The 25,014-nt window shown below is 66.9% G+C and carries 23 protein-coding genes; 16 read left to right on the forward strand and 7 right to left on the reverse strand.

Annotation, left to right across the window (positions count from 1 at the left end):
* Positions 1-117 precede the first annotated feature (117 nt).
* The 3 genes from ROZ37_RS19640 to ROZ37_RS19650 all read right to left on the reverse strand — a co-directional run bounded on the left by ROZ37_RS19640 (position 118) and on the right by ROZ37_RS19650 (position 3,528).
* The gene (locus ROZ37_RS19640; protein WP_312662176.1) at positions 118-432 is read right to left on the reverse strand and encodes a hypothetical protein; all 315 of its coding nucleotides are present in this window, start codon (positions 430-432) and stop codon (positions 118-120) included.
* Positions 433-533: 101 nt separating this feature from the next.
* Positions 534-1,559, reverse strand: coding sequence for a 2-oxoacid:ferredoxin oxidoreductase subunit beta (locus ROZ37_RS19645; RefSeq protein ID WP_312662178.1), 1,026 nt, complete (start codon positions 1,557-1,559; stop codon positions 534-536).
* A 46-nt stretch (positions 1,560-1,605) separates the two neighbouring features.
* A complete protein-coding gene (locus ROZ37_RS19650) occupies positions 1,606-3,528 on the reverse strand; it encodes a 2-oxoacid:acceptor oxidoreductase subunit alpha (protein ID WP_312662180.1) in 1,923 nt (640 codons plus the stop codon).
* Between the two features lie 266 nt (positions 3,529-3,794).
* Here ROZ37_RS19650 and ROZ37_RS19655 point away from each other — a divergent pair, with 266 nt between their 5' ends.
* Positions 3,795-5,060: an MFS transporter gene (locus ROZ37_RS19655; protein ID WP_312662182.1), complete on the forward strand. Its 1,266-nt coding sequence runs from the start codon at positions 3,795-3,797 to the stop codon at positions 5,058-5,060.
* 266 nt (positions 5,061-5,326) lie between these two features.
* Here the strand turns inward: ROZ37_RS19655 and ROZ37_RS19660 are convergent, their stop codons facing one another.
* Together ROZ37_RS19660 and ROZ37_RS19665 are read right to left on the reverse strand one after the other, a co-directional pair.
* Positions 5,327-5,788 (reverse strand): pyridoxamine 5'-phosphate oxidase family protein, encoded by a 462-nt coding sequence (locus ROZ37_RS19660; protein ID WP_312662184.1) that lies wholly within the window; start codon positions 5,786-5,788, stop codon positions 5,327-5,329.
* A 73-nt stretch (positions 5,789-5,861) separates the two neighbouring features.
* The gene (locus tag ROZ37_RS19665; RefSeq protein WP_312662186.1) at positions 5,862-7,586 is read right to left on the reverse strand and encodes a sigma-54-dependent Fis family transcriptional regulator; all 1,725 of its coding nucleotides are present in this window, start codon (positions 7,584-7,586) and stop codon (positions 5,862-5,864) included.
* A gap of 422 nt (positions 7,587-8,008) precedes the next feature.
* Here ROZ37_RS19665 and ROZ37_RS19670 point away from each other — a divergent pair, with 422 nt between their 5' ends.
* The 14 genes from ROZ37_RS19670 (at position 8,009) to ROZ37_RS19735 (ending at position 22,328) form a co-directional block, all read left to right on the forward strand.
* The gene (locus tag ROZ37_RS19670; protein ID WP_312662188.1) at positions 8,009-9,847 is read left to right on the forward strand and encodes a PEP-utilizing enzyme; all 1,839 of its coding nucleotides are present in this window, start codon (positions 8,009-8,011) and stop codon (positions 9,845-9,847) included.
* Between the two features lie 13 nt (positions 9,848-9,860).
* A complete protein-coding gene (locus ROZ37_RS19675; protein WP_312662190.1) occupies positions 9,861-10,991 on the forward strand; it encodes a PEP/pyruvate-binding domain-containing protein in 1,131 nt (376 codons plus the stop codon).
* An 87-nt stretch (positions 10,992-11,078) separates the two neighbouring features.
* Positions 11,079-11,747 carry a CBS domain-containing protein gene (locus tag ROZ37_RS19680; RefSeq protein WP_312662192.1) on the forward strand — a complete coding sequence of 223 codons (669 nt, stop codon included), beginning with the start codon at positions 11,079-11,081 and terminating at the stop codon, positions 11,745-11,747.
* 125 nt (positions 11,748-11,872) lie between these two features.
* A complete protein-coding gene (gene ppcB / locus ROZ37_RS19685; protein WP_312662194.1) occupies positions 11,873-13,294 on the forward strand; it encodes a phenylphosphate carboxylase subunit beta in 1,422 nt (473 codons plus the stop codon).
* A gap of 151 nt (positions 13,295-13,445) precedes the next feature.
* Positions 13,446-13,955, forward strand: coding sequence for a phenylphosphate carboxylase subunit delta (ppcD, locus tag ROZ37_RS19690; protein WP_053420534.1), 510 nt, complete (start codon positions 13,446-13,448; stop codon positions 13,953-13,955).
* Between the two features lie 49 nt (positions 13,956-14,004).
* Positions 14,005-15,465 (forward strand): phenylphosphate carboxylase subunit alpha, encoded by a 1,461-nt coding sequence (ppcA, locus tag ROZ37_RS19695; protein WP_312662198.1) that lies wholly within the window; start codon positions 14,005-14,007, stop codon positions 15,463-15,465.
* Positions 15,466-15,477: 12 nt separating this feature from the next.
* Complete coding sequence (gene ppcG / locus ROZ37_RS19700; RefSeq protein WP_312662200.1) at positions 15,478-15,735, forward strand: phenylphosphate carboxylase subunit gamma; 258 nt, start codon at positions 15,478-15,480, stop codon at positions 15,733-15,735.
* A 71-nt stretch (positions 15,736-15,806) separates the two neighbouring features.
* On the forward strand, positions 15,807-17,153 hold the full coding sequence (locus tag ROZ37_RS19705; RefSeq protein ID WP_312662201.1) for a UbiD family decarboxylase: 1,347 nt from the start codon (positions 15,807-15,809) through the stop codon (positions 17,151-17,153).
* A gap of 13 nt (positions 17,154-17,166) precedes the next feature.
* Positions 17,167-17,766 (forward strand): UbiX family flavin prenyltransferase, encoded by a 600-nt coding sequence (locus ROZ37_RS19710; protein WP_312662204.1) that lies wholly within the window; start codon positions 17,167-17,169, stop codon positions 17,764-17,766.
* A gap of 124 nt (positions 17,767-17,890) precedes the next feature.
* Positions 17,891-18,421 carry a DUF120 domain-containing protein gene (locus ROZ37_RS19715; RefSeq protein ID WP_312662206.1) on the forward strand — a complete coding sequence of 177 codons (531 nt, stop codon included), beginning with the start codon at positions 17,891-17,893 and terminating at the stop codon, positions 18,419-18,421.
* The gene (locus ROZ37_RS19720) at positions 18,418-18,966 is read left to right on the forward strand and encodes an NUDIX domain-containing protein (RefSeq protein ID WP_312662208.1); all 549 of its coding nucleotides are present in this window, start codon (positions 18,418-18,420) and stop codon (positions 18,964-18,966) included. Before ROZ37_RS19715 ends, ROZ37_RS19720 begins: the two co-directional genes overlap by 4 nt.
* Before the next feature lie 236 nt (positions 18,967-19,202).
* A complete protein-coding gene (locus ROZ37_RS19725) occupies positions 19,203-20,501 on the forward strand; it encodes an AMP-binding protein (protein WP_312662211.1) in 1,299 nt (432 codons plus the stop codon).
* Between the two features lie 31 nt (positions 20,502-20,532).
* On the forward strand, positions 20,533-21,402 hold the full coding sequence (locus tag ROZ37_RS19730; protein ID WP_312662213.1) for a metallophosphoesterase: 870 nt from the start codon (positions 20,533-20,535) through the stop codon (positions 21,400-21,402).
* The gene (locus ROZ37_RS19735) at positions 21,399-22,328 is read left to right on the forward strand and encodes a transporter (protein WP_312662215.1); all 930 of its coding nucleotides are present in this window, start codon (positions 21,399-21,401) and stop codon (positions 22,326-22,328) included. The genes ROZ37_RS19730 and ROZ37_RS19735 overlap by 4 nt, the downstream gene beginning before the upstream one ends.
* Before the next feature lie 346 nt (positions 22,329-22,674).
* Here ROZ37_RS19735 and ROZ37_RS19740 read toward each other — a convergent pair whose 3' ends face one another.
* Positions 22,675-23,319, reverse strand: a complete 645-nt coding sequence (locus tag ROZ37_RS19740; RefSeq protein WP_312662216.1) for an outer membrane beta-barrel protein — start codon at positions 23,317-23,319, stop codon at positions 22,675-22,677.
* A 282-nt stretch (positions 23,320-23,601) separates the two neighbouring features.
* A complete protein-coding gene (locus tag ROZ37_RS19745) occupies positions 23,602-23,916 on the reverse strand; it encodes a hypothetical protein (RefSeq protein ID WP_312662219.1) in 315 nt (104 codons plus the stop codon).
* Positions 23,917-24,048: 132 nt separating this feature from the next.
* Here ROZ37_RS19745 and ROZ37_RS19750 point away from each other — a divergent pair, with 132 nt between their 5' ends.
* Positions 24,049-25,008: a restriction endonuclease gene (locus ROZ37_RS19750; protein ID WP_312662221.1), complete on the forward strand. Its 960-nt coding sequence runs from the start codon at positions 24,049-24,051 to the stop codon at positions 25,006-25,008.
* The last annotated feature ends 6 nt before the right edge of the window (positions 25,009-25,014 follow it).

Raw genomic sequence — 25,014 nt, forward strand, 5'->3', positions numbered from 1 at the left:
GCGGGGATCGGGCTGACCATCACTAGCACCGGCGGTCGCCGGTTTTCCGGCCCGGGGTCGCGGTCCTTACCAGCCCACTGCGCGGGCCACCGCGCGCTTCTTTCGCCGCCGCGGTCCTTATCGGCCGGCCGCGCACTTCTTCATGAACGAGGACTTCGCCGCGCCTGAAAGCGGCTTGCCGTCCTTGCCGACGGCCTTCGCCTCGCAGCCGGCGGCGCGCTCGTGGTCGGCCTCGCACTTCTTGATGAACGACGCGCGCGCCGCACCGGCGAGCGCCTTGCCTTTCTTGTCGACCGCCTTCGCTTCGCAGTTGGTGCCGGGCGCCGCAGACGCGGCGGGCGTGGCCGGAGTGGCCGGAGTCGCTTGCGCAAGCGCGAGCGGGACGTGGGCGGCGAACAGCAGGGCGAGCGTGGTACCGACGATCTTCTTCATGTTCTAACCTCCGCGCTGAGTTGGCAGGACGGGAACGTCCTGCCCTTATGAACGCGCCGCCACGGCTGCGGTTGACGGCGGCACACCGCGCCGGATCGCCCTTACGCGATCGTCCACGTGTCGCCGCTGTTGAGCAGCTCGGCGAGGTCCCCCCGCCCTTTCGCCGCGCGCGCACCGTCGTGCAGTTGCGCGTTGAGCTCGTCGCAGGTCGGCGCGCTCACCGAGCGGAACACGCCGAGCGGCACCGGCAGGTCGGGCGTGTCGAACTGCGACAGGAAGAACGCGAGGCCCGCGTGCGTCGCGCTCTCGTCGTGGACCACGAGCTGCCCGATGTCGGCGCCGTCCGCATCGAGCGCGACGACTTCGGGCTCCATGCCGCGCAGCCGGATGCCCTTGTCGCGGTTCTTCCCGAACACGAGCGGCTTGCCATGTTCGAGCAGCAGGCGCGCATCGTCGCGCGTCGCCTTGTCGCTGATCGCCGCGTGGGCGCCGTCGTTGAAGACGATGCAGTTCTGCAGGACTTCGACGAAAGCCGTGCCTTTGTGCGCCGCGGCGCGCGCGAGCACCGACGCGAGGTGCTGAAGATCGCCGTCGACAGTGCGCGCGACGAAGGTCGCGCCGGCGCCGAGCGCGAGCGAGACCGGCGAGAACGGCCGGTCGATGCTGCCGAGCGGCGTGCTCTTCGTCTTCTTGCCGAATTCGGACGTCGGCGAGTACTGCCCCTTCGTCAGCCCGTAGATGCGGTTGTTCAGCAGGATGACCTTCAGATCGACGTTGCGCCGCATCGCGTGGATGAAGTGGTTGCCCCCGATCGCGAGCGAGTCGCCGTCACCGGTGACGACCCACACCGACAGCTCCGGGCGCGCCACCTTCAGCCCGCTCGCGATCGCCGGCGCGCGGCCGTGGATGCTGTGCATCCCGTAAGTGTCCATGTAGTACGGAAAGCGGCTCGAGCAGCCGATGCCGGAGATGAACGCGAAATTCTCCTTGGGGATACAGAGCGTCGGCAACAGCTTCTGGATCTGCGCGAGCACCGCGTAGTCCCCGCAGCCGGGGCACCAGCGCACGTCCTGGTTCGATTCGAAATCCTTTTTCGTCAGCGTGACGGGAAGCGTCATGTCGTTCATGGTGTTTTCCTTGTCGGTCTGGCAGCGGGACGGCGACGGATGCGCGTCAGCTCAGTTCGAGGATGCGGTCGAGCACTTCGGCGACCTTGAACGGTTTGCCCTGCACCTTGTTCAGCGGCACGACGTCGCGCAGGAACTGCTCGCGCAGCAGCTTGGTCAGCTGGCCCATGTTGAGTTCCGGGACCAGCACGGTCTTGTAGCGCGCGAGGATGTCGCCGAGGTCCGGCGGCAGCGGATTGAGGTTACGCAAGTGGATATGCGCGACCGACCGGCCCTGCGCCGCGGCCTGCTCGCGCGCCTGCGCGATCGTGCCGTAAGTGCTGCCCCAGCCGACGACGAGGAGTTCGCCCTGCGCCGGGCCTTCGACCTTCGAAGGCGGAATGTCCTTCGCCGTCCCGGCGACCTTCGCCGCGCGCACGTCGACCATGCGCTGGTGATTGATCGGGTCGTGCGAGATGTTGCCGGTGAGGAAATCCTTTTCGAGTCCGCCGACGCGATGCTCCATGCCCGGCGTGCCCGGCCGCACCCACGCACGCGCGAGGTTCTCGTCGCGCGCGTACGGCTTGAAGCCTTCCGGGTCGGTTCGGTACGTCACGTCGATCTTCGGCAGGCTTGCGACCTCGGGGATGCGCCACGGCTCGGCCGCGTTCGCGATGCCGCCGTCGGTCAGCAGGATCACCGGCGTCATGTACTTCACCGCGAGGCGCACGGCCTCGATCGCGCAGTCGAAGCAGTCCGACGGCGACTTCGCGGCGATCACCGGCATCGGGCATTCGCCGTTGCGGCCGTAGACCGCCTGCAGCAGGTCCGACTGCTCGATCTTCGTCGGCAGGCCGGTCGACGGGCCGCCGCGCTGCACGTTGACGATGACCATCGGCAGCTCGAGCATCACCGCGAGCCCCATCGCCTCGGTCTTCAGCGCCATGCCCGGCCCCGACGTCGTCGTCAGCCCGAGCGCGCCGCCATATGCCGCGCCGATCGTCGAGCAGATGCCCGCGATCTCGTCCTCGGCCTGGAAGGTCGTGACGTCGAAATGCTTCAGCGCGGACAGCTCGTGCAGGATGTCGGTGGCCGGCGTGATCGGGTACGAGCCGAGGAAGAGCGGCACGCCCGACGTCTCCGACGCGGCGACGAAGCCGAGCGCGGCCGCCTGGTTGCCGGTGATGCTGCGGTAGACGCCGGGACGCGCCGCCGCTTCGCGCACCTGGTAGGTCGCGGCGAAGATCTCGGCGGCGTCGGCGTACGCATGGCCGGCGCGCAGCGCGGTGACGTTCGCCTCGGCGAACTCCGGCTTCTTCGCGAACTTGTCGTGGATCTCGGCGATCTCGTTGTCGATCGGCCGCCCATAGAGGCACAGCATTAGCCCGAGCGCGAAGTAGTTCTTGCAGCGCCCGACCTCCTTCTTCGACAGGCCGCTGTCGCGCAGCGCGGCGGAGGTCAGCGCCGAGATGTCGATCTTGAACAGGCGATAGCCGTCGAGGCTGCCGTCCTCGAGCGGGTTCGCCGCGTAGCCGGCCTTCGCGAGGTTGGCGTCGGAGAACGCGCCGGTGTTCGCGATGACGATGCCGCCGTGCTTGACGTCGGGGAGGTTCGTCTTCAGCGCGGCAGGGTTCATCGCGACGAGCGCGTCCGGCGCGTCGCCCGACGTGAACACCTCGCGCGCGCCGTACTGGATCTGGTAGCCGGAGACGCCGAACAGCGTGCCGGTCGGCGCGCGGATTTCGGACGGGTAGTCGGGATGCGTCGCGAAGCCGTGCCCGGCCTTCGCGACCGCCTTCGAGAACTCCGAGCCGGTGAGCTGCATGCCGTCGCCGGAGTCGCCGACGAAGCGGATCACGACGCTGTCGAGTTCCTCGACGGGGCGCGGCGCTGCCGTTTCGCTTCGCCGCGCGAGCGCCGGATTCACTGCGCTTTCCTGCTGCGCGCTGTTCTCGAGTACCGCTTCGGACGTCTGTTCGAATGCTGTCATGTCGCTCCTCCGTGGGGTCGCCCTGCCGGTGCCCGCCACCGGGCATCTTTTTGGACAGGGCCGGGTCTGCGATTGATTACAAACTGTTTGAGCTCAAACTATATTGACGCTCGTCAAGAAAAGCGAAAGTCGACGTGTGAACGTGTTGGCGCCGCCGCGATGTCACGTATGCTGTCGCTGGGCACGAGACCCTTGCCGTCCGGATCAAGAACAACGCGTCGCGCGACGACGCCCCCGGCAGCGAGCACCAGAACGAGGAGACAGGGATGCAGCGCAAAGAAGCGACCGCGGACCCCGCGGCGATCCTGTTGGCATTGACCGCGGGCTGCATCGCCGCCGCACAGGTCGGCAAGGTGCCGCCCGCGATCGAGGCGATCCGCGCGGAACTGTCGATGAGCCTGGTGCAGATCGCGTGGGTCGCGAGCGCGATCAGCGCGGCGACCGCGGCGCTCGGTATCGCGGTCGCGCTCACGATGGCGCGACGCGGCGCCCACACCGGGCTGCTGAACGGCCTGATCCTGCTCACGCTCGGCTCGGTCGTCGGCGCGGAGGCGGGCTCGGGCAACCTGCTGCTCGCCTCGCGCCTCCTCGAAGGAACGGGCTTCGTGCTCGTCGTCGTGTCCGCGCCGTCGCTGATCGCCTCGACGCTCGCACATACCCCGCGACGACGCCGCCAGTTGCTGACGGTGTGGAGCTGTTACATGCCGGCCGGCATTGCGCTGACGATGGGACTCGCGCCGCTGATCCTCGAAGCCGTCGGCTGGCGCGGCCTGTGGTGGTGGAACGCGGCGCTGCTCGCGATATGCGCGGCGCTGACCTTCACGTACCGCCACCGCCTGCGCGCCGCGACGCGCTCGGCCAACGGACCCAACATGCCCACGACGCCACCGTCATGGCGCGCGCTGCGGCAGCCCGGCCCCTGGCTGATGGGGATCTCGTTCGGCGCGTTCGCGGCGATCTGGTTCGTGATCGCAACCTGGCTGCCGTCGTTCGCGGTCGAATACATGGGCTATACCGCGCGCGGCGCAACCTGGCTGACCGCGCTCGCAGTCGTCGGCAACATCGCGGGCAACCTCGGCGCGGGAGTCCTCGCCGCGGCCGGTCTGCCGCGCTGGGCGGTGATTGCGGGCGTGCAGGTGATGCTCGGCGCGCTCGGCTGGCTGGTGTTCACGGCCGACGCCGATCCGCTGCTGCGCTCGATCGCCGCGATCGTCGCCTGCGCCGCCGCGGGCGCGCTGCCCGCGACCGTGATGGCGGGCGTGCCGATCCACGCCCGCAACCCGCAGCAGATCCTCGTCGCGAACGGCATCGTGTTCCAGTGCGCGAATCTCGGCTCGCTCTCTGGCCCGCCGGCGGTCGCCGCTGCCGTCACTGCGCTCGGTGGCTGGGACGGCGGGCGCTGGCTGATTCCCGCGATCGCGATGCTCGGCGTCGTCACCGCCGTTGCGCTGCGCGGCGTCGAGCGGAGGATCGCGGACACGGACCGCATCACCGGCGCTGGATTCGCAGGCGCCGACGCCGCGTCGCGCTAGTAACCCGGCAAATGGATACAACCGTTCGCCCTGAGCCTGTCGAAGGGCGCTGCCAGGGCTTCGACAGGCCGGTCCTGAGCGTGACGAAGGGCTCAGCCCGAACGGTCTTTAGCTGCCGGGTTAGTAATAATCGGCACGGTCCGTTCGCGCTCAATCCTGCAGACGGTCGAGACCGGCCTGTCGACGACCTGCCTTATTGCCCTTTGACATCGTTCAGGACGAACGGAGGTCGGTAACCGGCCCGCTTGCCGGCCGCGGCAGCGCGCTCACTCCCGGCAGTCGATCTCGTCGCGGTGGCCGAAGCCGGCGGTGTTGTCGATGAACACCATCCGCTGCGGCTCGAAGCGGTACCAGCGCACTTTCGCGAGCGCCTTGACGATCGCCGCGGGCGCCTGCGCGAGCTTGCCGACGACGGGGTACTTCGCGCCATAGAGCGCGCGGGCCTGCCTTTCGTCGTCGCCCGAGATTTCGCGCGCGACGCCTTCGGCCTGGATGCCCTTGATCTGCGGCCAGTCGGCGTAATCCTCGTGGATCGTCACCGCGACCTGCGGATTGTTCGAGAGGTTGCGGCAATGGCGCGACGACGGCGACGACAGGAAGTACAGCGTCGCGCCGTCGCTGACGTAGAACACCGCCGCCGCCCACGGTCCGTCCGGGCCGTGCGTCGCGAGCGTCATCACGTGATGGGTGCCGAGGTAGTCGAGTGCGGCGGCCGGGATTGTGCTCAACGCACCGTCTCCCTGATGCCCTTCCAACCCATCGGGCGTCGGAGGCTGACGAGCCGCGCGCGCCGCATCGCGCTCACCGGCCGCCACCCCCGGCTTCGGCCGCGGCCGATCCTGCGCTTTCGCTCAGCCGCTTCAGCCGATAGGCGAGCTGCGGCCGCGTCAGCCCGAGCATTCGCGCCGCCGACGACAGGTTGCCGCGCGCCTTGTCCATCGCGGTCTCGAGCAGCATCGACTCGACCTCGTCGAGCGTCATCGTGCCGTCGCAGACCGACTCGCAGAACGCCTTGCCGGCATCGGGGCCGCGGTCGTCGAGCTTGCCGTCGCGGTCGAGCCCGAACTCGTGTTCGTCCTCGTCGCCGCGCGCGAGGAAGAGGTGCTCGACTTCGACGCGGGCGCCCTGCGGCGCGAGGATCACGCCGCGTTCGACGGTGTTCTGCAGCTCGCGGATGTTGCCCGGCCACGGATAGGTCGTCAGCGCGCGCTTCGCGCGGTCGGTGAAGCCGGGCAGCGTCTTGCCGTTGATCGCCGCGTACTTCGCGAGGAAATGCTTCGCGAGCAGCGACACGTCTTCGCGGCGCTCGCGCAGCGGCGGAATGTCGATCTGGAACGCGTTCAAGCGGTAGTAGAGGTCGGCGCGGAAGCGGCCTTCCTTGACGAGCTGCGGCAGGCCGGCATTCGTCGCGGCGACCAGGCGCACGTTGATCTTGCGCGTCTTGTCGTCGCCGAGCCGCTCGACCTCGCCCTCCTGCAGCACGCGCAGCAGCTTGCTCTGCGCGGTCAGCGGCAGATCGCCGATCTCGTCGAGGAACAGCGTGCCGCCGTCGGCGCGCTCGAAGCGCCCGGGCCGCGACACCAGCGCGCCGGTGTAGGCGCCCTTCTCGACGCCGAACAGCTCCGACTCGACGAGCTCGTGCGGGATCGCCGCGCAGTTGATCGCGACCAGCGGCTTGTCGCGCCGCGCGCTCATGTCGTGCAGCGCGCGCGCGAAAAGTTCCTTGCCGACGCCGGTCTCGCCGAGCAGCAGCACCGTGATCTGGCCCGCCGCGGCCTGCTTCAGCAGCGCCAGCGCCGCGCGGAAACCGGGCGAGGCGCCGAGCATGTCGGCCGGCAGCTTGTCCTTCTCGCCGATCGACGAGCGCAGTTGCACGACCTGGGTCTGCAGGTCGATCAGCTGGTCGGCGATCGAGTCCGGAGTGAAGTACCGCATGTGCTCGTCGGCGTCCGGCCAGTCCTCGATCGGCTTGCCGACGATGCGACAGTTGCCGTGGCCCATGCCGGCGCATTCGACTTCCTTGTACAGGATCGAGCGCCCCATGAACGCCGACGTGTAGCCGCACGCGTAACCGATCTGCGTCCAGCACACCGGCTCGTCGTGAATGCCGAAATGGCGCCGGTGGGAATGTCCTTCCCAGGAGTTCTCCCAGATGAGTTCGGCGTAGAAGTCGCCGGCGGCGCGGTCGACTTCGAGCCGCACCGGCACGACGCGGACGATGCCTTCGAGCGCATGCAGCTGCGGCCCGGTCATGAAGGCTTCGGCGTCGCTGAGATCCTGCATCCGCGTGCGCACGAGTTCGGCGTCGCGAACGCCGGACGCGTAGCCCATCCGCAGCAGCAGCCCGCGCGCGCGGGCCATCCCGAGCGTGTCGATCAGCTCCTTGCGCAGCGAGGCCTGCGCCTCGGCGTGGACGAGCAGCATGCGATGCTCGTGAAGCCAGATCTGTCCGGTGTCCGCACAAAAATGCACTCGTGCGCGAAGGTCGTCGCCCTCTACGCGGAGCTTCTCCTGGAGCTTGGTCATCGCCTCGCCCTCCTCCTGAATCGTTCCTTCTACGCGCCGCGCTCCAGCCCCACTTTGATCGATATCAAACAATTTCGACTACTACCTGTTTTCGGGGAGGCAGGCAAGGTTTGGATCAAATCATCAGACGCGGCGTGCAGCCCTCATTAAAGCTCATCAAATGATGAAGCGCGCGCCGGCGCGGCCCGCTCCGCGAACGGCGCAGATCGCCCTTCCGCAACGATTTTTTCCGCGGTCGCAGCAAGCCCCCGGCGCGTTCCCCGCCGCCCGTTCCGTCGCCGCGCCGGCGGATTTCCCGCGACGGGATGCTGCGCCGCACCGCCGGTGCGTGGCACACCCCTTGCGATTGCTCCCCTCGCAGGCAGTCGGCACACGAATCCGGCTCGACGAAAAAAGCCGGCACCAAAACGAGGGGGCATCAGATGAAGTTTCCTGTTCCGCACGACGTCAAGGCCAAGACCATCCCGGGCACCGAAGGCTGGGAGCGGATGTATCCGTACCAGTACCAGTTCGTCACCGACGACCCGGAGCGCAAGCAATACGAGAAGGACGCGTTCTGGTTCTACGACGGTCTGCATTACCCCGAACCGCTGTATCCGTTCGACACGATCTGGGACGAGGCCTGGTACCTCGCGCTGTCGCAGTTCAACAACCGCATCTTCCAGGTGCCGCCGGTGCGCGGCGTCGATCACCGCATCATCAACGGCTACGTCTATATCTCGCCGGTGCCGGTCATCGACCCCGAGGAGATCGGCCGCCGCGTGCCGAATTTCATGGAGCGCGCCGGCTTCTACTACAAGAACTGGGACGAGCTCGAAGCGAAGTGGAAGAAGAAGATGGAGGCGACGATCGCCGAGCTCGAAGCGCTCGAGATCCCGCGCCTGCCCGATGTCGAGGACTTGTCGGTCGTCACCGACGGCGTCGGCGAGTCGCAGGGCTACCACCTGATCAAGAACTACGACGACCTGATCAACCTCGGCATCAAGTGCTGGCAGTACCACTTCGAGTTCCTGAACCTCGGCTACGCGGCGTACGTGTTCTTCATGGACTTCACGCAGAAGCTGTTCCCGAACATCCCGCTGCAGCGCGTGACGCAGATGATCTCGGGCATCGACGTGATCATGTACAAGTCGGACGACGAGCTGAAGGAACTCGCGAAGAAGGCGGTGCAGCTCGAAGTCGACGAGATCGTCGCCGGCCACCGCGAATGGAGCGACGTGAAGGCCGCGCTCGAAGGGCACCGCCACGGCGCCGAATGGCTCGCGGCGTTCGAGAAGGCGCGTTACCCGTGGTTCAACATCTCGTCGGGCACCGGCTGGTTCCACACCGACCGCAGCTGGAACGACAACCTCAACATCCCGCTCGACGGCATCCAGACCTACATCCGCAAGATCCGCGACGGCGCTTCGATCGACCGGCCGATGGAAGCGGTGCGCGCCGAACGCGACCGCATCACCGCCGAGTACCGCGACCTGATCGACAACGACGCCGACCGCAAGCAGTTCGACGAACTCCTCGACTGCGCGAAGACGGTGTTCCCGTACGTCGAGAACCACCTCTTCTACGTCGAGCACTGGTTCCACTCGGTGTTCTGGAACAAGTTGCGCGAAGTCGCCGCCGTCATGCAGGAGCACGGCGTCATCAAGGAGATCGAGGACGTCTGGCTGCTGCGCCGCGACGAGATCAAGCAGGCGCTGTGGGACATCGTCACCGCGTGGGCGACCGGCGTGACGCCGCGCGGCACGACGACCTGGCCGGCCGAGATCGAATGGCGCAAGGGCGTGATGCAGAAGTTCCGCGAATGGGCGCCGCCGGCCGGCATCGGCACCGCGCCGGAAGTCATCCGCGAGCCCTTCACGATCGTGCTGTGGGGCGTGACGAACAGCTCGCTGTCGGACTGGGCGTCGGTGCAGGACGTCGCCGACCCGTCGAGCATCACCGAGCTGAAAGGCTTCGCCGCGAGCCCGGGCGCCGTCGAAGGGCGCGCACGCGTCTGCCGCAGCGCCGACGACATCCGCGATCTCGAGGAAGGCGAGATTCTCGTCGCGCCGACGACCTCGCCGTCCTGGGCGCCGGCCTTCGCGAAGATCAAGGCCTGCGTCACCGACGTCGGCGGCGTCATGAGCCACGCGGCGATCGTGTGCCGCGAATACGGGATGCCCGCGGTCGTCGGCACCGGCATGGCGACGCGGGTCATCCGCAGCGGCATGACGCTGCGCGTCGATGGCACGTCGGGTGTCATCACGATCGTCTCGGACTGAGGAGGTGGCCATCATGGGAAGTGTTCTACCGATCGCCGAAACGCCGGCGCAGGCCGCGTTGCTCGCAGGCGGCGCACCGAAAGTGTGTTTCTTCGAGGAATGCGGCAAGGACTCGGTGCCGCTCGTCGGGGGCAAGTGTTCGTCGCTCGGCGAACTCATCAATGCCGGCGTGCGCGTGCCGCCCGGCTTCGCGCTGACGACCAACGGCTACGCGGACTTCATGCGCGACGCGGGCATCCTCGCCGACATCCGCGGCATCCTCGACGGCCTCGACCATGAGGACATGGACGCGCTCGAAGCGGCCTCGGCCGAGATCCGCGCGATGATCGAGTCGCGGCCGATGTCGATCGAGCTCGAGGATCTGATCGCCGAGGCCTACCGCAAGCTGTCGGTGCGCTGCTACCTGCCGGCGGTGCCGGTCGCGGTGCGCTCGTCGGCGACCGCCGAGGATCTCCCCGGCGCGAGCTTCGCCGGGCAGCAGGACACCTATCTGTGGATCCGCGGCATCGACGACGTGATGCATCACGTGCGCCGCTGCATCTCCAGCCTCTACACCGGCCGGGCGATCGCGTACCGGATGAAGATGGGTTTTCCGCACGAGCAGGTCGCGATCAGCGTCGGCGTGCAGAAGATGGCGAACTCCTTCACCGCCGGCGTGATGTTCACCGTGCATCCGGCGACCGGGGACCGCTCGGTGATCGTCATCGACTCGAATTTCGGCTTCGGCGAATCGGTCGTCTCCGGTGAAGTCACGCCGGACCACTTCGTGGTCGACAAGGTCACGCTCGACATCGTCGAACGGACGATCTCGAAGAAGGAGCTCTGCCACACGGTCGATCTCAAGACGCAGAAATCGGTCGCGCTGCCGGTGCCCGCCGAGCGCCAGAACATCCAGTCGATCCTCGACGACGAGATCACCGAGCTCGCGTGGATGGCGAAGAAGATCGAAAAGCACTACGGCCGTCCGATGGACATCGAGTGGGCGATCGACAAGAACCTGCCGGCCGGCGGGAACATTTTCATCCTGCAGGCGCGGCCCGAGACGATCTGGAGCAACCGGCAGAAACCGTCCGCGACCGGCGCGAGCACGTCGGCGATGGATTACATCGTCGCGAGCCTGCTGACCGGCAAGCGGATGACGTAGCGCGCAGGGCGGATGAGCGCCTCAGGCGTCATCCGCCGCATGTCACGGCCGGCAACCCAACCCGGCGGAAGGCCGAGGAGACGAAGAATGATCGTACGCAACTGGATGCAGACGAATCCGACGGTGCTCGCGAGCGACACCCTGCTGTCGGAAGCGAAGCAGATTCTTTCCGAAACCAACCTGCACGCGCTGCCCGTCGTCGATGACGGCCGGCTGCGCGGGCTGATCACGCGCGCCGGCTGCCTGCGCGCCGCGCACTCGGTGCTGCGCGCGCAGAACCCCGACGAGTTCGCGTACTTCTCGAACTGCGTCAAGGTCCGCGACATCATGGTGCGCAACCCGGCGACGATCGACGCCGACGACACGATGGAGCGCTGCCTGCAGGTCGGGCAGGAGCACGGCGTCGGGCAGCTGCCGGTGATGGACAACGGCCATGTCGTCGGAATGATCTCGGCGATCGAGATGTTCTCGCTCGCGGCGCATTTCCTCGGCGCGTGGGAGAAGCGCAGCGGCGTGACGCTCGCGCCGACGCGCATCGGCCCGGGGACGATCGGCCGCATCGCCGACGTCGTCGAAGGCACCGGCGCCGAGGTGCATGCGATCTACCCGATCAGCCTGGGCCCGAAGGGCGTGGCGAGCGGCGACCACGCGCGCAAAGTCATCGTCCGCTTCCACCACCCGGACACGGCCGAAATCGTCCGCGCACTCGAAGCCGCCGGTTACGAAGTCATCGAGTCGGTTCAGGCGGTGCATTGATCCGGCCTGCAAATCCCGCCGTTCGCCCCGGGCTCGCCGAAGGGCTCCGAGCGAACGGCATCCCGCCCTCGAATTGATCGAATTCCGCTTCAGAACCACCGATTTCCCGCCAAGGAGACATCCGAATGGACCTGAGATATTTCATCAACCAGTGCGCCGAAGCCAACGAACTCAAGCGCGTGACGACCGAAGTCGACTGGAATCTGGAGATTTCGCACGTCTCGAAGCTGACCGAGGAGAAGAAGGGCCCGGCGCTGCTGTTCGAAAGCATCAAGGGCTACGACACGCCGGTGTTCACGGGCGCCTTCGCGACGACGAAGCGCCTCGCGATCATGCTCGGCCTGCCGCACGACCTGACGCTGTGCCAGTCGGCGCAGCAGTGGATGAAGAAGACGATCACGTCGGAAGGCCTGATCAAGGCGAAGGAAGTGAAGGACGGGCCGGTGCTGGAAAACGTGCTGACCGGCAACAAGGTCGATCTCAACATGTTCCCGGTGCCGAAGTTCTTCCCGCTCGACGGCGGGCGCTACATCGGCACGATGGTGTCGGTGGTGCTGAAGGACCCGGAAACCGGGGAGGTGAACCTCGGCACCTACCGCATGCAGATGCTCGACGACAAGCGCTGCGGCGTGCAAATCCTGCCGGGCAAGCGCGGCGAGCGGATCATGAAGAAGTACGCCAAGATGGGCAAGAAGATGCCCGCCGCCGCGATCATCGGCTGCGACCCGCTGATCTTCATGGCCGGCACGCTGATGCACAAGGGCGCGTCGGACTACGACATCACCGGCACGGTGCGCGGCCAGCAGGCGGAGTTCCTGATGGCGCCGCTGACCGGGCTCCCCGTGCCGGCGGGCGCGGAGATCGTGCTCGAAGGCGAGATCGACCCGAACGCCTTCCTGCCCGAAGGCCCGTTCGCCGAATACACCGGCTACTACACCGACGAGCTGCACAAGCCGATCCCGAAGCCGGTGCTCGAAGTGCAGCAGATCCTGCATCGCGACTCGCCGATCCTGTGGGCGACCGGCCAGGGCCGTCCGGTGACCGACGTGCATATGCTGCTCGCCTTCACGCGCACGGCAACCTTGTGGACCGAGCTCGAGCAGATGCGTATCCCGGGCATCCAGTCGGTGTGCGTGCTGCCGGAATCCGCTGGCCGCTTCTGGACGGTCGTGTCGGTGAAGCAGGCTTACCCGGGCCACTCGCGCCAGGTCGCCGACGCGGTGCTCGGCACGAACACCGGCAACTACGGCATGAAGGGTGTCATCACCGTCGATGAGGACATCGCGGCCGACGACCTGCAGCGCGTGTTCTGGGCGCTGTCCTGCCGCTACGACCCGATGCGCGGCACGGAACTGATCAAGCGCGGCCGCTCCACGCCGCTCGATCCGGCGCTCGATCCGAATTCGGACAAGCTCACGACGTCGCGGATCCTGATGGACGCGTGCATTCCGTACGAATGGAAGCAGAAGCCGGTCGAGGCGCGCATGGACGACGAGATGCTCGCGAAGATCAAGGCGCGCTGGCCCGAGTACGGGATCGACATCTGAGCTACCGCCGTTCGCCCTGAGCTTGCCGGCCCAGCCCTCCGTTCGCCCTGAGCCTGTCGAAGGGCACTCGCCAGGGCTTCGACAGGTTCAGCCCGAACGGACATCAACTGCCGGGCCAATGAATACGGATGCATACAAAGGAAACGGAGACATGGAACAAGCCAAGAACATCAAGCTGGTGATCCTCGACGTCGACGGCGTCATGACCGACGGGCGCATCGTGATCAACGACGAAGGCATCGAGTCGCGCAATTTCGACATCAAGGACGGCATGGGCGTCGTCGTGCTGCAACTGTGCGGCATCGACGTCGCGATCATCACGTCGAAGAAATCCGGTGCAGTGCGCCATCGCGCCGAGGAACTGAAAATCAAGCGCTTCTTTGAAGGCATCAAGAAGAAGACCGAGCCGTACGCGCAGATGCTCGAGGAGATGAACATCTCCGACGCTGAGGTCTGCTACGTCGGCGACGACCTCGTCGATCTGTCGATGATGAAGCGCGTCGGTCTGCCGGTCGCGGTCGGCGACGCCGTCGCGGACGTCAAGGAAGCGGCGGCCTACGTGACGACCGCGCGCGGCGGCCATGGCGCGGTGCGCGAAGTCGCCGAGCTGATCCTGAAAGCCCAGGGCAAGTGGGACGCAGTGCTCGCGAAGATCCACTGAACCGAAATTTCTTTCCGAAGCAGTCCTTTCAAGAAGCGAGGAGACAGACGTGGCAAAGATTTCGGCACCGAAGAGCAACCGCGAATTCATCGACGCGTGCGTCGCGTCCGGCGACGCAGTACGCATCAAGCAGGAAGTGGACTGGGACAACGAGGCCGGCGCGATCGTGCGCCGCTGCTGCGAGCTCGGCGAAGCCGCGCCCTTCATGGAGAGCATCAAGGACTACCCGGGCTTCAGCTATTTCGGCGCGCCGCTGTCGACCTATCGGCGCATGGCGATCGCGCTCGGCATGGACCCGGCCTCGACTTTGCCGCAGATCGGCGCGGAGTACCTCAAGCGCACCAACAGCGAGCCGATCGCACCGGTGGTCATCGACAAGCGCGATGCGCCGTGCAAGGAGAACATCCTGCTCGGCGACGACGTCGACCTGTGCAAGCTGCCGGTGCCGCTCGTGCATGACGGCGACGGCGGGCGCTACGTCGGCACCTGGCACGGCGTCATCACCAAGCATCCGGTACGCGGCGACGTGAACTGGGGCATGTATCGCCAGATGATGTGGGACGGTCGCACGATGTCGGGCGCGGTGTTCCCCTTCTCGGACCTCGGCAAGACGCTGACCGACTACTACCTGCCGCGCGGCGAAGGCTGCCCGTTCGCGACCGCGATCGGCCTGTCGCCGCTGGCCGCGATGGCCGCGTGCGCGCCGAGCCCGATCCCCGAGCCGGAGCTCACCGGCATGCTCGCCGGCGAGGCGGTGCGCCTCGTCAAATGCGAGACCAACGACCTCGAAGTGCCGGCCGATGCGGAAATCATCATCGAGGGAGTGATCCTGCCCGACTACAAGGTCGAGGAAGGCCCGTTCGGCGAATACACCGGCTACCGCACCAGCCCGCGCGACTTCCGCGTGACCTTCCGCGTCGATGCGATCACCTATCGCAACAACGCGACGATGACGATCTCGAACATGGGCGTGCCGCAGGACGAGGGCCAGCTGCTGCGTTCGTTCTCGCTGGGCCTGGAGCTCGAGAAGCTGCTGAAGAGCCAGGGCATTCCGGTGACCGGCGTGTACATGCACCCGCGCTCGACGCACCACATGATGATCGTCGGCGTGAAGCCGACCTACGCCGGCATCGCGATGCAGATCGCACAGCTCGCGTTCGGCTCGAAGCTCGGGCCGTGGTTCCACATGGTGATGGTGGTGGACGACCAGACCGACATCTTCAACTGGGACGAGGTCTATCACGCGTTCTGCACGCGCTGCAATCCGGAGCGCGGCATCCACGTCTTCAAGAACACGACCGGCACCGCGCTCTACCCGCATGCCACCCCGCACGACCGCAAGTACTCGATCGGCTCGCAAGTGCTGTTCGACTGCCTGTGGCCGGTCGATTGGGACAAGACCAACGACGTGCCGACGCTCGTCAGCTTCAAGCATGTCTATCCCAAAGACATCCAGGAGAAGGTCGTCAACAACTGGGCCGATTACGGCTTTCGCGGCGCGAAGAAATAAGGAGAAGCGGACATGGCAAACAAGTGGGAAGTGTTCGTGATGGACCTCGGGGAACTCGCCGAGGGCAAGGAGCTGGAACTGACGATCCGCACGCTCAACGACGGGCTGCACAAGTACACCTACCAACGCGCGAAGGTGGAAGTGTCGGCGAAGCTCGACCAGTTCCCCGACAGCCTGCAGGTGCGGCTCGGGCGCGGGCAGTTGAGTGACCGGAAGTTCTCGATCCGCGTGATCGAGCGCGTCGAGCGCTTGCCGGCGCAGTACCGGTAAGCAGTCCGAACCGGGCGGGCTGCGAGGCTCGCCCGAACCCTCCACGCATCATCGAACGGAACGCGAAGACGATGGCCTACCCCGACCTGCGCAGCTTTCTGGCCGACCTCGGCGACGATCTGCTGCACGTGCGCGAGGAATTCGACCCGCAGTTCGAGATTGCGGCGGTGCTGCGCAGCCTGCCGGCCGACGCGCCCGCGGCGATGTTCGAGAACGTGCGCGGCTACCCCGGTGCGCGCGTCGCGGGCAACTTCTTCGGCGCGCGCCGCCGCGTCGCCCGCGCGTTCGGCACGACCGAGGAGCGTCTCGCGCAGGCCTGGCTCGCGAACAAGCAGCGCGCAATCCCGCCGGTCGTCGCGAAGAACGCCCCGGTGCAGGAAGTGGTGCACGAGTCGCCGGACGATCTGCTGTCGCTGCTGCCGGTGCTGACTCATCACGAGAAGGACGGCGGCCCCTTCATCACGACCGGCGTCGTGCTGTGTACCGACCCGGCGACCGGCCGCCGCGGCATGGGCATCCATCGCATGATGGTGAAGGGTGGACGCCGCCTTGGCGTGCTGCTCGCGAACCCGCCGCTGTCGCAGTTCCACGCCAACGCCGAAAGCCTCGGCCGGCCGCTCGACGTCGCGATCGCGCTCGGGCTGGAACCCGCGACGCTGCTCGCGTCGGTAGTGCGCAGCGGGCCGCTCGCGACGGACAAGATGGCCGTCGCCGGCGGGCTGCGCGGCGAGCCGGTCGAACTGGTGCGCGCGCGCAGCGTGGATGTCGAAGTCCCGGCGCGCGCCGAGATCGTCATCGAAGGCCGCATCCTGCCGGGCGTGCGCGAGAGCGAAGGCCCGTTCGGCGAGAACACCGGCTACTACTTCACGAACGTCAGCCCGGTGATCGAAATCTCCGCGGTCACGCACCGCGACAACTTCATCTATCCGGGGCTGTGCCCGTGGTCGGGCGACGTGGACACGCTGCTGTCGCTCGCGGCCGGCACCGAACTGCTCGGCCAGCTGCAGACGATGGTCGCGGGCGTCGTCGATCTCGACCTCACGCCGGGCACGGCGAGCTTCTCGGCCGTGATCGCGGTGAAGGGCTGCCCGCGGCACGAGGCGCGGCGCCTCGTGATGCTCGCGCTGAACCTGGATAAACGTCTCAAGACCGTCACCGTCGTCGATGACGACGTCGACATCCGCAACCCGCGCGAAGTCGCCTGGGCGATGGCGACACGCTACCTGCCCGAGCGCGACACCGTGATCCTCGGCGGCGCCGAAGGCTACGTGATCGACCCGTCATCGGCCGGCAGCAGCGCGGGCTCGAAGGCGGGGTTCATCGCGACGCGCGGCGCCGGCCCCGAATTCGACCGCATCACGCTTCCCGCCGCCGCACTCGCGAAGGCGCAGGCCCTGCTCGCCACGCTGCACAAATAACGGAGACAGCACCATGAGAATCGTCGTCGGCATTTCCGGAGCAAGCGGTGCGATCTACGGGATCCGCATCCTCGAAGTGCTCAAGCGCATCGGCGTCGAGACCGACCTCGTGATGTCGGACTCGGCGAAGCGCACGATCGCCTACGAGACCGATTACTCGATCAACGACGTCAAGTGCCTCGCCTCTTGCGTCCATGACATCAACGACGTCGGCGCCTCGATCGCGAGCGGCTCGTTCCGCCACGCCGGCATGATCATCGCGCCGTGCTCGATCAAGACGCTGTCCGCGGTTGCGAACTCGTTCAACACGAACCTGCTGATCCGCGCCGCCGACGTCACGCTGAAGGAACGCCGCAAGCTCGTGCTGATGCTGCGCGAGACGCCGCTGCACCTCGGCCACCTGCGCCTGATGACGCAGGTCACCGAGACCGGCGCGGTGCTCGTGCCGCCGCTGCCGGCGTTCTACCACCGGCCGAAGACCCTCGACGACATCATCAACCAGTCGGTCACGAAGGTGCTCGACCAGTTCGACCTCGAAGTCGACCTGTTCGGCCGCTGGACGGGCAACGAAGAACGCGAATTCGCCAAGTCGCGCGGGGAGCAACCGGTATGAGGACCAATCGTCGGGCGGATGAGCCGAAGGGCGAATCCGCCAATCGAACCGCCCCACGCGCTCACGGGGCCGATGGCATCCGGCGGAAGGCGCTGCGGCTTTCCGCCCTACCGAGGAGAACATCATGATGTTCGCGACCGCTTCGCGCGCCGGACGCCTCGTGCGGCTGCGTGCGCCCCAGGGGAGGACGACGACGATGCGCCCGACCGGCAAGACGCTCGATCTCGAAGGAGTCGTCACCCCCGGCCTCGGCGAAGGCTCGCGATTCACGCAGATCGGGTGGGTCGTCGAGGAATTCCGCCGCAAGCTCGGCTTCGTTCCGTGGCCGGGCACGTTCAACCTGCGCATGCGCGGCACCGGGTGGGATCGGGCCGTCGCGCGGTTGCGCGCCGCCGCCGGTATCCCGATCGCGCCGCAGGACGGTTTCTGCGCGGCGAAATGCTTCGCCGTGCATATCGCCGGCAGTCTCACCGGCGCGGTCGTCTTTCCGGAAATGCTCGACTACCCGTACGACAAGTTCGAGATCCTCGCCCCGCTGCCGGTCCGCGAAACGCTCGGGCTGCGCGACGGCGACCTCGTCGACGTGCGTCTCGACCTCGCGGCGTCCCCGCACGCCGCCGCGCCCGCTGCCCGCCCAATTCAAGGAGCACGATGATGGCCCTCCAGTTCTGTCCGCATTGCCGCACGGCCCTCGTCCTCTCGCCGGTGCATGGGCGCGAACGCGAAAGCTGTCCCGCGTGCGACTACGTCGCGTTCCACAAGCCGGCGCCGGTCGTGCTCGCGATCATCGAACACGCGGACCGGCTCGTGCTGATCCGCCGCAATTGCGAGCCCCTCGCCGGCTACTGGGCGCCACCGGGCGGCTACGTCGAGCTCGGCGAGTCGCTCGAGGACGCGGTCGTGCGCGAGGCGCGCGAGGAGACCGGGCTCGAGATCGCGGTCGACGGCCTCGTCGGCGCATTTTCGCAGGCCGGCGTGCGCGCACTGATCCTCGCGTACCGCGCCCATTCGATCGGCGGCGAACCGCGCGCCGGCGACGACGCGGGCGACCTGTGCCTCGTCGCGCCCGGGCAGGTCCCGCTGCAGCGCCCGCCCGAACACGGCGAACTGATCGATCACTGGTTCTTCGACGTGATCCGCGACGTCACCGCGCCGTGGCAGTGGGGACACGGCGCACGCAAGACGATGATGCGGGGATGACGATGCGCCTGCCCACACGCGACCCGCCCGCTCGTTAGCCCGGCGACCGCCGACCGTTCGGGCCGCGTCTGTCGAAGCCGGACCGATGCCCTTCGACAGGCCCGAAGCGAACGGTTGGATCTGGTTGCCGCCTTCATGGCGCGCCGCACGGCGCGCGGTCCGAACGCTCTCCCGAATGCGCGAACGGCATTGCCGCGCGCAGGGGCCCGTGTTGTCCCGTTGAAAGGAAACCCGCGATGACGTATTTCGACCAAGCGACCGAAACCCTCCCGCGCGAAGAGCTCGCCGCGCTGCAGTTGTCGAAGCTGCAGGCGATGTCGGCCGAGCTGTGGGGCAAGAACCGCTTCTACACCGACAAGTGGCGCGCCGCCGGCGTCGAGCCCGGCGACATCCGCTCGCTCGCCGACCTCGCGAAGCTGCCGCTGACGAAGAAATGCGAGCTGATGGACGACCAGGCGGCGAACGCCCCGTTCGGCACCAACCTGACCTATCCGATCGAGCAATACGTGCGGCTGCACCAGACGTCGGGAACGACCGGGGTCCCGCTCAAGGTGCTTGACACCGCGGATTCCTGGGACTGGTGGGGGCGCTGCTGGGCGCATGTGCTCGCCGGCTCGGGCGTGAATTCGTCCGACCGTGTATTCCTCGCGTTCGCGTTCGGCCCGTTCATCGGCTTCTGGGCCGCGATGGAAGGCGCGCGCAAGATCGGCGCGGTGATGATCCCCGGCGGCGGGCGGGATTCGGCGCAGCGTCTCGAACTGATGCGCGACACCGGCGCTACCGTGCTGTGCTGTACGCCGACCTACGCGCTGCGGCTCGCCGAAGTCGCGCGCGAGACCGGCTTCGACCTCTCCGCGATCCCGATGAAGTCGACCGTCCATGCCGGCGAACCGGGCGCGAACATCCCGGCGACGAAGAACCGCATCGAGGGCGCGTGGAGCGCGAAGTGCTTCGACCACGCCGGCGCGTCCGAGATCGGCGCGCACTCGTTCGAATGCGAAGTCCAGCCCGGTGGCACGCACGTCATCGAGAGCGAGTTTATCGTCGAAGTCATCAACCCCGAAACCCTCGAAGCGGTCGCGCCCGGGCAGCGCGGCGAACTCGTGATCACGAACCTCGGCCGCTGGGGTTTTCCGCTCGTGCGCTACCGCACCGGCGACCTCGTCGAGACCGACCTCTCGCCCTGCGGCTGCGGCCGCAGCTTCCTGCGCTTTACCGGCGGCATCCTCGGCCGCGCCGACGACATGGTCACGGTGCGCGGCGTGAACGTCTTCCCGGCCGGCGTCGAGAACATCCTGCGCAAGTTCGCCGAAGTCGATGAATTCCGCATCACGGTGAACAAGGTCAAGCAGATGGACGAGATGGACATCGAGGTCGAGCTGCGCGAAGGCTCCGACCCGCGCATCGTGCAGGCGATCGCGGAGCGGCTCGACGCGATGCTCGCGTTCCGCCCGCGCGTGATGGACGTCGGCCGCAACATCCTGCCGCGCTTCGACATGAAGGCGAAGCGCTTCCACGTGAACCGTGCTTCGTGACGCCACGGACAAAGTGGCCGGCCGGCCACCGATGACATTGAAATGGTCGTCGTGCGCGCCGCTGCCGGGCGAGGTCGCACCGGTCGGCGCGACTTCGCCCGGCACCGTCGTCTATGCGATCGGCGACATGCACGGCTGCTGGGCGCTGCTCGACGCGATCCACGAAGGCATCCTGTTCGACGCCCGCTTGCGCCGCGCCGCGCGCCGCAAGGTGATCTATCTCGGCGACTACGTCAGCCGCGGTCCGGACTCACGTCAGGTCGTCGAGCGGCTGATCGAATGGCGGCCGCCGGGCTTCGAGATCGTCGCGTTGAAAGGCAATCACGAAGACCTGCTGCTGCGCTTTCTCGACGGCGACTTCGCGAACGGCGCGCAGTGGCTCGACCACGGCGGCGTCGAGGCGCTCGCGCATTACGGCGTCTTCCTCGAAGACCCGGCCGCGCGCGACGACGCGACGCTCGCCGACGCGCGCCACCGCCTGCTCGCCACGGTGCCCGCCGCGCACCGCGCCTTCCTGCGCGGACTCGCGACGAGCCACCGCGACGGCGATTACCTCTTCGCGCATGCCGGCGTGCTGCCGGGCGTGCCGGTCGACGATCAGTGCGACAGCAACCTGATGTGGATCCGCAGCCGCTTCCTGGAGTCCGCCGCGGACCACGGCGCGATCGTCGTCCACGGCCACAGCATCTCGCCCGCGCCGGACATCCACCGCAATCGCATCGGCATCGATACCGGCGCCTACCGCAGCGGCATACTCACGTGCGCCGTGCTCGACGGCACCGAACGCGCTTTCCTGCAGACCGAGATTGGAAATGGCCCGGCCGAGGCCAGGGGCGCGTCGCCCCGATTCGTGCCAACCACCGCACCGCAGCACACCAAAACAATCAAGGAGGAAACATGACACTCAAGCAAATCGGCATCGCGCTGGCCGTCGCGGGGCTGACGGTCGGCGCCGCGAGCGCGAAGGAAGGCGCCGACCAGTACCCGCACGGCAGCGAGAACTGGTTCGCCGGCGCGCTGCCGCCGCCGGGAGACTATTTCCTCAACTATTTCGGCTATTACGAAGGGGATCTGCGCGACGGCAGCGGCGACAAGGTGCGGGGCGCGTCGGTCGAAGCGTGGTTCGACGCGCTGCGCTGGGTCAAGGTCACCGACAAGAAGCTCCTCGGCGGCAACTGGACGATGCACGCGATCGTCCCGCTCGTGCACCAGAAGGTCGAACTCGGCCCCGACCGCGACACCGTCAGCGGCCTCGGCGACATCGTGTTCTCGCCGCTCGTCATCGCGTGGCACGCCGGCAACTTCCACTGGGTCGCCGCGCTCGACTTCTACGCGCCGACCGGCAAATACGAATCCGGCGAGCCGACGAAGAGCATCGGCGCGAACTACTGGAGCGTCGAGCCGGTGTTTGCGGCGACCTGGCTCAACGAGGCCGGCTGGGAGCTGTCGGCCAAGTTCATGTACAACATCAAGGCGAAAAACAAGGACTTCCGCCCCGCACCCGGCGCGCCGAAGATGGACTACGAGTCCGGCGATGAACTCCACATCGACTACCTCGCCGGCAAGCGCTTCGGCCCGTGGGGCGTCGGCCTGTCGGGCTACTACGTGAAGCAGACGACCGACGACGAGCTCGAGGGCGACGCGATCTCGTCGGCGCTCGGCCCCTGGTCCAAGGGCCGCAAGGGCGAAGTCTTTGCGATCGGCCCGAGCGTCAGCTACACGACGAAAGGCGGCACGATGCTGATCGCGCAGTGGCAGCACGAAACCGAAGCCGAAAACCGGTTCGAAGGCGACAAGGCCTGGTTCAAGCTCGTGATGCCGTTCTGAACCTCAGCGCGCCGACTCCCCGGCGCGCACGGCGCCCCTCCCGTCCGGGCAATCGTCCTCTTCCTCCGGTCCCCGGATCCTTGCCCGGGGCCGGAGTGGGTTCGGCTGGGTTCTGCTGGCCTCGGCTGGATTGGGCTGGACTCGGCTGGATTCGGCTGGATTCGGCTGGATTCGAGCTTGGTTCCGCTGCGGCGGACTCATCGGGTTCGGACTCGTCGGATTCGTCGCTAGTCCGATTTGCCTCAATGCCAGCCGAATTCCCGGGGATCGCGCCGGCGTTTCGTGCAGTATCCCGACTTAAAAAAGGCCCCGAAGGGCCTTTGATTTTCCGCTCTGCGCGGAGCGATCAGAAACCGAACTTCAGGCCGACCGACCAGAAATCGACGTCGGACTCGCCGGTCTTGTCCTCGTCGCCGACATCGAAATAGCGCTCGTACTCGGCGCGCAGCGCGACGGTCTTCGTTAAGGCGTACTCGGCGCCGAAGCCCGCCTTCGGCACATATTCGCTATCCGACTCGCTGTCCGATTCGCGGAATCCCATGAACGTCGCCGAAGCGTGAGCCTTCGTCCGTGCGTAGGCCGCCCCGACCTTGCCGAACATCGAGAACTCGGGCGTGAGCGGCAGGATGCCGACCGCGTCGATGAAGACGGCCTTGCTCTTCACTTCGCCACGTACGTCGAGCGACTCGCCGAAGACGTCGCCGACCACTTTCGCGTCGTACTTCCCGAGATCCGCGTAGCCGGCTTCGATCGCGAAGTTCGGGTTGTACTTGTAGCCGAGAAACAGCTTGTAAACCATGTGGCTGTCGTCCTCGGACGCCGAAACCACGGGAATGCCCATATCTTCGACCTCGGCCGCGATGTCTCGCGACACGTTATCGAGATCCACGCTCGCCTGACCGACGCTCACGCCGCCGTACCAGCCCGTGCCCTGGGCCGAAGCCAGCCCCGAAACCAGAAGAACCGCAGCCGCAGCAAATGTCCTTTTCACAAAGTTGCTCCTTTACGCTTGACGAATGGATATCGAAGAGCGCGAAGGATCTTCGCCGCGAAAGCCGAAGTCAAGCCACTCGCATTATTTTTTCTGCATTTTTAGTGAACGCGAACACGACCCGCGCGAAGGACGAGAGCAGCCCGCGCGTGGCGCGGACTCAATTGTGATCGAGTGAACGAAAACGGCGGCCGGGACGCGTCGTCTGCGCCGACTGAGGGCCGAGGCACGAAAACGCGTCGACCGCAAACGGGAACGGGATCGGGTCGACGACGCCCCGCGTCAGCGCGCGACGCCGCCCGGCCGTAGCACGGCGTTCACCTCCGGCAGATCGTCCTCGTCCGGTTCCGGATCCTTGCTCGGGTCCGGGACCGGATCGGGTTCGGGCGCCGGGTCGGGTTCGGGACCGGGCACCGGCGGGATGATCGGTTTCATCGTCAGCTCCGTCAGATCGTCAGACGCGGCGCCAAGGCGAGGCACCGCCGCCTGAATGGCATCAATCGAATATAGGACACCTTCGGGCGAAGCACAGATTTCGAGTGCGAAGCAGCCCCCGACCGAAAGGCGCGCAGCGGCAACCGCGACGATCGCGTGCACCGATAGCTTCGGCCCGTGACGTAATTCCGGTCGCATTCATTCGCACAAACGTAATATTGCGCGAACATTTTCACGGAAGATGCACCCAGGATGAGCGCGTCATGACGGCGGCTGCTGAGGGTGCACACACGAATGGCTCGACGTCGTTACCGAAAGAACCAAGGTCTGATCGAAATCGCACTGACGTCGAACTGGAAAGTCGCGGCAACGCTCGCGGCCGGCAGCGCGTTCGGCGGCGCGGTCGTCATCCCGGCGCTCTTCGGCAGGAGCGCGATGCTGGCGCCGGTCGCCGCGATGCTCGTCCCGCTCGCCTGGTTTATCGCGGCCATCTTCTTCGTGATCGCGCTCGGTCGCTTCATGAAGCAACAAACCGCGGCAGAAACGCCCTCGAGTTTCCATCATCGGACCGACGGTCACGGCCTCGCAGTTCAAACTTCGCGCCGCCCTGCGCCACCCGCAGGCTCGGCCGTTCTGGCCAACAGGATCGAACCGCGGGAGTCACGCGCTACTACAGAAGCCTTTCCCTCGCGCCCCGACGCCTGGTCCCTCGACGTCCTCGACCGCATCGAGTGGAAACGCTTCGAGGACGTGTGCTGCGCCTTCTACCGCGAGAAAGGCATCCGCGCCGAAACGACCGTTTTGGGCCCCGACGGCGGCGTCGACGTCCGCCTGTTCCAGGACGACGCCGACCCCACCCGCGTCACGTCGATCGTCCAATGCAAAGCCTGGAACCAGCAGGTCGGCGTCAAACCGGTCCGCGAGCTGCGCGGCGTCATGGCCCACGAAAAGGTTCACAAGGCCTTCTTCATGGCCCCGAACGGCTACACCGACGACGCCCGCGCCTTCGCCGCCGAAAACCGCATCACCCTGCTCGACGGCAAGCTGATCCTCGCAATGCTGCAACGCCTCCCCGCCGAATCGAGCCGCCGGCTGCTGGAATTCGCGACGGAAGGCGACTGGACGACGCCGACCTGTCCGAAATGTGGCGAGCGAATGACCGGCCGCGAAAGCAGGCGCGGCCCGTTCTGGGGCTGCACGACCTATCCGAAATGCGCGGGCAAGCTGCCGATGCGTGCGCAGACGAGCCGATAAGAAGAA

The organism is Aromatoleum sp. (assembly GCF_032027225.1).
In the GTDB taxonomy this organism is placed as follows: Bacteria; Pseudomonadota; Gammaproteobacteria; order Burkholderiales; family Rhodocyclaceae; genus Aromatoleum.

What these genes read in the sequence shown, in the direction of transcription:
- ROZ37_RS19640 (WP_312662176.1), bottom strand. Translation starts at nt 432, where the DNA reads ATGAAGAAGATCGTCGGTACCACGCTCGCCCTGCTGTTCGCCGCCCAC.
- ROZ37_RS19645 (WP_312662178.1), bottom strand. Translation starts at nt 1,559, where the DNA reads ATGAACGACATGACGCTTCCCGTCACGCTGACGAAAAAGGATTTCGAA.
- ROZ37_RS19650 (WP_312662180.1), bottom strand. Translation starts at nt 3,528, where the DNA reads ATGACAGCATTCGAACAGACGTCCGAAGCGGTACTCGAGAACAGCGCG.
- ROZ37_RS19655 (WP_312662182.1), top strand. Translation starts at nt 3,795, where the DNA reads ATGCAGCGCAAAGAAGCGACCGCGGACCCCGCGGCGATCCTGTTGGCA.
- ROZ37_RS19665 (WP_312662186.1), bottom strand. Translation starts at nt 7,586, where the DNA reads ATGACCAAGCTCCAGGAGAAGCTCCGCGTAGAGGGCGACGACCTTCGC.
- ROZ37_RS19670 (WP_312662188.1), top strand. Translation starts at nt 8,009, where the DNA reads ATGAAGTTTCCTGTTCCGCACGACGTCAAGGCCAAGACCATCCCGGGC.
- ROZ37_RS19675 (WP_312662190.1), top strand. Translation starts at nt 9,861, where the DNA reads ATGGGAAGTGTTCTACCGATCGCCGAAACGCCGGCGCAGGCCGCGTTG.
- ROZ37_RS19680 (WP_312662192.1), top strand. Translation starts at nt 11,079, where the DNA reads ATGATCGTACGCAACTGGATGCAGACGAATCCGACGGTGCTCGCGAGC.
- ppcB (WP_312662194.1), top strand. Translation starts at nt 11,873, where the DNA reads ATGGACCTGAGATATTTCATCAACCAGTGCGCCGAAGCCAACGAACTC.
- ppcD (WP_053420534.1), top strand. Translation starts at nt 13,446, where the DNA reads ATGGAACAAGCCAAGAACATCAAGCTGGTGATCCTCGACGTCGACGGC.
- ppcG (WP_312662200.1), top strand. Translation starts at nt 15,478, where the DNA reads ATGGCAAACAAGTGGGAAGTGTTCGTGATGGACCTCGGGGAACTCGCC.
- ROZ37_RS19705 (WP_312662201.1), top strand. Translation starts at nt 15,807, where the DNA reads ATGGCCTACCCCGACCTGCGCAGCTTTCTGGCCGACCTCGGCGACGAT.
- ROZ37_RS19710 (WP_312662204.1), top strand. Translation starts at nt 17,167, where the DNA reads ATGAGAATCGTCGTCGGCATTTCCGGAGCAAGCGGTGCGATCTACGGG.
- ROZ37_RS19715 (WP_312662206.1), top strand. Translation starts at nt 17,891, where the DNA reads ATGATGTTCGCGACCGCTTCGCGCGCCGGACGCCTCGTGCGGCTGCGT.
- ROZ37_RS19720 (WP_312662208.1), top strand. Translation starts at nt 18,418, where the DNA reads ATGATGGCCCTCCAGTTCTGTCCGCATTGCCGCACGGCCCTCGTCCTC.
- ROZ37_RS19725 (WP_312662211.1), top strand. Translation starts at nt 19,203, where the DNA reads ATGACGTATTTCGACCAAGCGACCGAAACCCTCCCGCGCGAAGAGCTC.
- ROZ37_RS19730 (WP_312662213.1), top strand. Translation starts at nt 20,533, where the DNA reads ATGACATTGAAATGGTCGTCGTGCGCGCCGCTGCCGGGCGAGGTCGCA.
- ROZ37_RS19735 (WP_312662215.1), top strand. Translation starts at nt 21,399, where the DNA reads ATGACACTCAAGCAAATCGGCATCGCGCTGGCCGTCGCGGGGCTGACG.
- ROZ37_RS19750 (WP_312662221.1), top strand. Translation starts at nt 24,049, where the DNA reads ATGGCTCGACGTCGTTACCGAAAGAACCAAGGTCTGATCGAAATCGCA.